Below are 5,195 nucleotides of genomic sequence, written 5' to 3'. Positions count from 1 at the left end.
GGGAATAGGGAATAGGGAATGGGGAATGGAGAATAGGGAATAGGGAATAGGGAATGGGGAATGGAGAATAGGGAATAGGGAATAGGGAATAGGGAAAACTGGGTTCCACTCTTTCGTTGAACTGGCTATAATTCAGAACATCATCAAAAACCTAAAGAAGACATGCCGTCAGAAGATCCAGAAACTTTATCTTTAAGCGATCGCTACTCAGCGTTTATCGAGAAAATCGTTACCGATACCCTCAAAGGAAAGATTGGTTCAAAAGAGTATGTTTATCGGCAAGTGGTAGCACAGCTAGGATTGGTACGGGGTACGGGGGAGATTTTTGAACGATGTTTAATCGAAAAAATAACGCTGACTCAAAATAAAGTGGAGGCTGAACAGGATGAGTTAAAGCAAGCAAAAGCCCAGCGTCAAGTGAGAGCGCTTCGCACTTTAGAAGAAGCATGGAATCGATATCAAGAGACTCAAAGGACGGAAAATGCTTGTAGCGATGCTGTCACGAAATTAATCGATGCAGATGATGGAGAGCGCCTATCCGTTCTCCTGGATATTCTCGATCCTAACCAAACGAATGCCTTCAGCAATAAGGAGATTGCATCTTTCGCAAAAGAGCTAGAACAAGTTCAGGAATCCGATGACAATACAGTTGCTGAACTTCACACTCTGGCAGCAGGATTGAAACAAGGATTGTCAGCGTCTACTTCTCTGGATTTGATGGGATGGTTATACGAGCAGCGTCAATTGGGATTTGCATCCAAAATAGGGGCGAATAATCCTTGGGGATATTGGGCAAAACAAGTGAGCAGTCCATTGTCCCAATTGTTCTTCACTGAACAATCGAATAATCAATCGGCGGCATCTGTAGCTCAACAACAAACCCGTCTAGATTGGAGTGCTTGGGTAGAGTTAATTGTCTTATTGCGAGGCATTCAAGAGGGTTTAGTGAGCTGGTTTGACAAACAACCCTACAATATTAAAGCGGGCAATGATGCCGCCGCCTCCACCTTTCTCACGTTTGCGATTATCTGGTGCGAATTAAGCAGTGGATTTCGGCAAGCAGAGCAGCTTTCAGCTTCCGATCGCGATCGCCTGGCGGATGCTTGTTTTCAAATTGGGCTGCAAATTTTACGCTCTTTTGCTCAACGAGATAATTTCCCCATCTATGGTGGTGTCTTTGCCTCTTTTACGGGTAAAACGTTTCGCGAAACCATTGCCTATCTCGATCGCCCCCTGAAAACGATCGAGAAAAAGCAAGAAAAGGCACGTATCCTGACTGTATTGGGCTATTCGCAACAGTGGATGGGCGATCGCGATCGCGCCCTTGTTTTACACCAAGAAGCCCTCGATTTAGCCCGTCAAGAGTCCGATCGCAACTGTGAAGTGGCAAATTTGAACCACTTGAGTCGCTTGCAGCTCAGTCTAGGGCAATTGGCGGAGGCGATCGATTTCGGACAACGGGCACTCTTGTTTGCGCGTCAGATTGGCGATCCATTGGGGGAAATTAATGCGATCGCCAATTTAGGCTATGCAGAAGTCCGTCAAGCTCAACAACAAGAACATGTTTCTATCTCAAACATAGAAGCTTGTATCGAAAGGCTTCAACGTGGAATCAAGTTATTAGAAAAGCATCAAGATTTGATCTCAGCAGTCTTTTGTTATTTGGGCATGGGAATCGCTCATTTAATCTTAGATCGGAGCAATAATGCCCAATCCTATTTGGAAAAAAGTCTAGCCCTATCCATTCAATTCGGAAATTTGGAATTGGAAGGCTTAAGCCATGCGAATCTCGGTGAAGTCAACTATCAACTCAGTCAACTTCCCTTGGCTGTATTCCACGCTTGTTTAGGACTGTATTTATTAGAGCAAAAAAATGCGATAGAGAAACGGCAAGTAGCGAATTTAGTCGCCATCCTAAAGGGAAACTTAGGGGCAGAAGCATTTAAACAGATCCTTCAACAACAGCGATCGCAAATTATGGCTAGGATTGGCCTAGATGGGTTTGATTATATTATCGAATAAAAGAGGTATTATAAAATCTTGCGTAAAGGAACGTTGAGAGCAACTTTTGTACTACATTTTGTCGTGTCAAATGTGGGTTCTATGGCTCAATTCAGTAGATTCACCGTGCCTAACTGAAGGAAGTTACGTAGTTTCAGCGCTTCTTCATGAAATCTTCATAAAAATACGGTCAAACTTCATCAAAGCTTTACAGACATTCCCTAAATTTACCACTAAGCTTTCTATATTGAAGAATTGAAAATTGAAGAATTGAAGAAGAATTGAAAATTGAAGAATTGAAAGCGTTTTCTTCAGAAGAAGACGATCTAGAGCTTCCTGTAAACTTGGATGTTCAGTTGCAAGAAGATTCTATTGACGAGCAATAAGGGAGGATAGAGAGGAGCATTTCCCTTGGTGTTCTAATCTATTCTAATCTATAAGCATCTCTATTTCGAGTATTGACTCTAGGGAATAGGGTGATTTGACTCGATGAGTTTCCCCATTGCAGAGCAGGAAAAAGCAGACAGAGGATTCTATCCTATTGCTTAATTTAACATCACCCGCAAATTTTGGCATCGGAGTAGCTCCACTACCGATAAACCATTTCTCCCTTCAATTTGAGCGATATGCTCGATCGCCTTTAACAAAGATTTAGTTGCTTCGAGTTCCGTATATCCGCGCCGACTGGCTACTCGAATTGCCGCTTTATCGCCTTCAATCATCACATCCCGTTGGCGATTTTTACGTCGGATTTGCATCACTGCCATTGCCGTTAGTCCTCCACTGGCGACCATTCCTACGGCATCCGCTTGCATCATTTCTATCACTGTTCCCAGGAATCCCACTGTCACCAATCCTTGATAGAGATTGGGTTTAAACCATTCCACCTGGCAAACCCAACAAACGGCTTGTAGGACAGCTAAATCTTGTTCTGCCAACGGTAATTGGCGCAAAAGGTCAAAATTGATATAAATCGGCCGCGATCGCCTCCAGGGCAAAGGAAAGGGGGCCTCAATCACCTGGGGTTGTTCCGGTTTACCGATCAATTGTACAAACATGCGCCCAGAAGCGGGCATCAGTTCCATGAGCCGAGACAGTTCCGGGTCGCGATCGCGGTACATTATTGTGGGGTAACCTCCAAACCATCAACCAAAGTTGCCAGCAGATTCGGTACTTGCTCGGCTCCTGCTTCCGTGGCTGCAATTAAAACCAAATAGACATCCTGTTCCTGTTGAGTCGAAATCAGCGTACCACTCATCGGTTGGCTATTACGTCCTTGGGTTAAGCTTCCTGTCCAAGGCACTTGTACGATGCCTTCACCTAGGGGGATATAGCTTTGAGCTAGAAACCCCTCACCACCTTGCAATTCTTCAACCGCAATTTGGGCCAAAATGCCATTAGTGAGCCGTTGTTTTGTCAGTCGAGGTAAGCGCACAACGGTATAAGCCATTTGTCCATCCGGGGATTCAAACAGAGGATCTTTGCCAGTTGAACTCACCTTATAGTCTTGAACGATCGCGATTTGATAAAAGCCATTGGGATCTTCATACGTCCCCCCAACCTCTAACGGCGGTGCAGTTGGCTCTTCAATCGCTGGAGTCGGTTCTGGACTTGGAGGAGCGGGAGGGGGAGGTAAGGGAGAAGGGGAAGCTAGGGGAGTGGGAGCCAAAGGCGCTTCTGGACTTGGAGAAGCTTGAGGCGATGGAGAAGCGTCCGGAGAGGGTAAAGGAGGCGGTTCCGGTAAGGTTTCTGGGGTTGGAGGACTGGGGACTTGCGCGATCGCGGGTTGCTCTAGGGCCAGTTGTCCCTGAGAATGAGACCCATAGGAGTGACCCAGGATTAACCCTAGGGCAACGATCGCCATTAAACCAATCAGCCAAAGTCGATGGGGTTTGAGTTTGAGCATGGGATTTAAGTTGAAGATGGGACTTAGAGCGCTAGGTTTGGTGTTCAAGTCCCCTAGGATTTTGTAATCCTAAATTAATGGAATGGCTGACGCAAGTCAAGGATGCTCGTCGTTATCAGCAAGAGTGCGGCGATCGCACTCTTTCCACACATGATACGCCACAACGATTGCGCTCAGGCTAAAGCCTAACGAAGCATCTAGGATGAACCCAACCAAATTGGGAAGCACAAATTCAGAGATTAGAATTAAGATCTTTTGTTGTCGTTTTTGAGAATTTATAACCATTAATTTCTGACGCTCATACTTCACTTTTAGCTCTCTATTTTTATAAAAAAATGCTCAGAAAAAACAGGCAAATAAATCGTCAAAAATTTCTTCCCCTCTCGTAGATAGCCTTGGGAAAAAACAAAAAATTTCCTCTCATCATCCATTAAAAATCAACAAGAATAAATCAAAATATAGAGAAATAAAACGAAATAAAAATCACCAAAATTCTCTCTTCAAACACCAATCCGACCTGCTATAGTGGGAGAAACCGTAAAGCATGGTAGGGCAAAACCATGGTCAATTCTCAACCGCAGACCTTGCAAGAACAATTCCTCTTGCACACAAGGCAACAAATTTTCACCCATAACCACAATAGTGAACGACAGAAACTTTTCTTCTGGGATCGCTTGCATCCGAATAATTTCGAGAAGAAAACTTCAGCCATTGCTAGACAAATTGACAAAGAATTAAACGGTACATTTAATCTCAATGGCATAGGAGGAACTCTTGGCGCAGTTATCGATCAAATCGTCAATACGTTTCGCGAACAAATAGAACGTGATGGGGTCAATCTTGAGGGTTTGCAGCTCAAAAAACGGGGTGTGTCGGATGTTTCGCCCTGGCAAAAGTGTTATCATTGGCTCTGGGATAAAGCCTTTCCTCGGTGGGGGTTTACGAAGTTGCAGAAGCAGAAGCAAGTAGTCTCGAAACCTGGATAGTTGGAGCTAGTTCCCAACCAGGAAGACCGTTGTATTGCGGTGGGTAAACCGAATAATCCGACCCAAGAATTACGAGCGAATCAGGGATATTTATTGCAATTGCAAGTCTCAGTTCCGGGGTATTTGCTCTTGTTGCTCCGGGAAAAAAATGGCAGTTATTCCCTGTGTCCTTCTGGGGGATTTTGCAAACAGTATGAAGTATCCGAGTCCGTGGAGTGGATACCCAGAGTTAATGCAGACTATCAGGATATCCCTCTTCTGTCACTCTCCGAGTTCAATGAATAGGAAATCTGCCAATTATC

At 44.6% G+C, this 5,195-nt stretch carries 6 protein-coding genes; 3 read left to right on the top strand and 3 right to left on the bottom strand.

Translation table 11 applies throughout. The features are described from left to right. The first annotated feature begins 162 nt into the window (after positions 1 to 162). Entirely contained in the window at positions 163 to 2,022 is a 1,860-nt protein-coding gene (locus AC3A14_RS23935) for a tetratricopeptide repeat protein (protein WP_318719896.1), read from the top strand. 524 nt (positions 2,023 to 2,546) lie between these two features. Here the strand turns inward: AC3A14_RS23935 and AC3A14_RS23930 are convergent. The 3 genes from AC3A14_RS23930 to AC3A14_RS23920 form a co-directional block, all read right to left on the bottom strand. Beyond that, the gene (locus AC3A14_RS23930; protein WP_318698592.1) at positions 2,547 to 3,122 is read right to left on the bottom strand and encodes a DUF3318 domain-containing protein; all 576 of its coding nucleotides are present in this window, start codon (positions 3,120 to 3,122) and stop codon (positions 2,547 to 2,549) included. After that, positions 3,122 to 3,907: a hypothetical protein gene (locus AC3A14_RS23925; RefSeq protein WP_318732374.1), complete on the bottom strand. Its 786-nt coding sequence runs from the start codon at positions 3,905 to 3,907 to the stop codon at positions 3,122 to 3,124. Before AC3A14_RS23925 ends, AC3A14_RS23930 begins: the two co-directional genes overlap by 1 nt. Positions 3,908 to 4,003: 96 nt before the next feature. Continuing rightward, positions 4,004 to 4,192: a hypothetical protein gene (locus tag AC3A14_RS23920; RefSeq protein WP_318732375.1), complete on the bottom strand. Its 189-nt coding sequence runs from the start codon at positions 4,190 to 4,192 to the stop codon at positions 4,004 to 4,006. Positions 4,193 to 4,467: 275 nt separating this feature from the next. Here AC3A14_RS23920 and AC3A14_RS23915 point away from each other — a divergent pair, with 275 nt between their 5' ends. Together AC3A14_RS23915 and AC3A14_RS23910 are read left to right on the top strand one after the other, a co-directional pair. Beyond that, on the top strand, positions 4,468 to 4,893 hold the full coding sequence (locus AC3A14_RS23915; RefSeq protein WP_318732376.1) for a hypothetical protein: 426 nt from the start codon (positions 4,468 to 4,470) through the stop codon (positions 4,891 to 4,893). Next, complete coding sequence (locus AC3A14_RS23910; protein WP_318732377.1) at positions 4,894 to 5,178, top strand: hypothetical protein; 285 nt, start codon at positions 4,894 to 4,896, stop codon at positions 5,176 to 5,178. It begins immediately after the preceding gene. Positions 5,179 to 5,195 lie beyond the last annotated feature (17 nt).

The organism is Roseofilum sp., assembly GCF_982964205.1.
The sequence above is the reverse complement of the archived record's forward strand: the minus strand, read 5'-3'. Positions and strand labels throughout refer to the sequence as shown.

Bases quoted from the DNA above. Each gene is read 5' to 3' on its own strand.
- AC3A14_RS23935 (WP_318719896.1), top strand. From the start codon at position 163: ATGCCGTCAGAAGATCCAGAAACTTTATCTTTAAGCGATCGCTACTCA.
- AC3A14_RS23930 (WP_318698592.1), bottom strand. From the start codon at position 3,122: ATGTACCGCGATCGCGACCCGGAACTGTCTCGGCTCATGGAACTGATG.
- AC3A14_RS23925 (WP_318732374.1), bottom strand. From the start codon at position 3,907: ATGCTCAAACTCAAACCCCATCGACTTTGGCTGATTGGTTTAATGGCG.
- AC3A14_RS23920 (WP_318732375.1), bottom strand. From the start codon at position 4,192: ATGGTTATAAATTCTCAAAAACGACAACAAAAGATCTTAATTCTAATC.
- AC3A14_RS23915 (WP_318732376.1), top strand. From the start codon at position 4,468: ATGGTCAATTCTCAACCGCAGACCTTGCAAGAACAATTCCTCTTGCAC.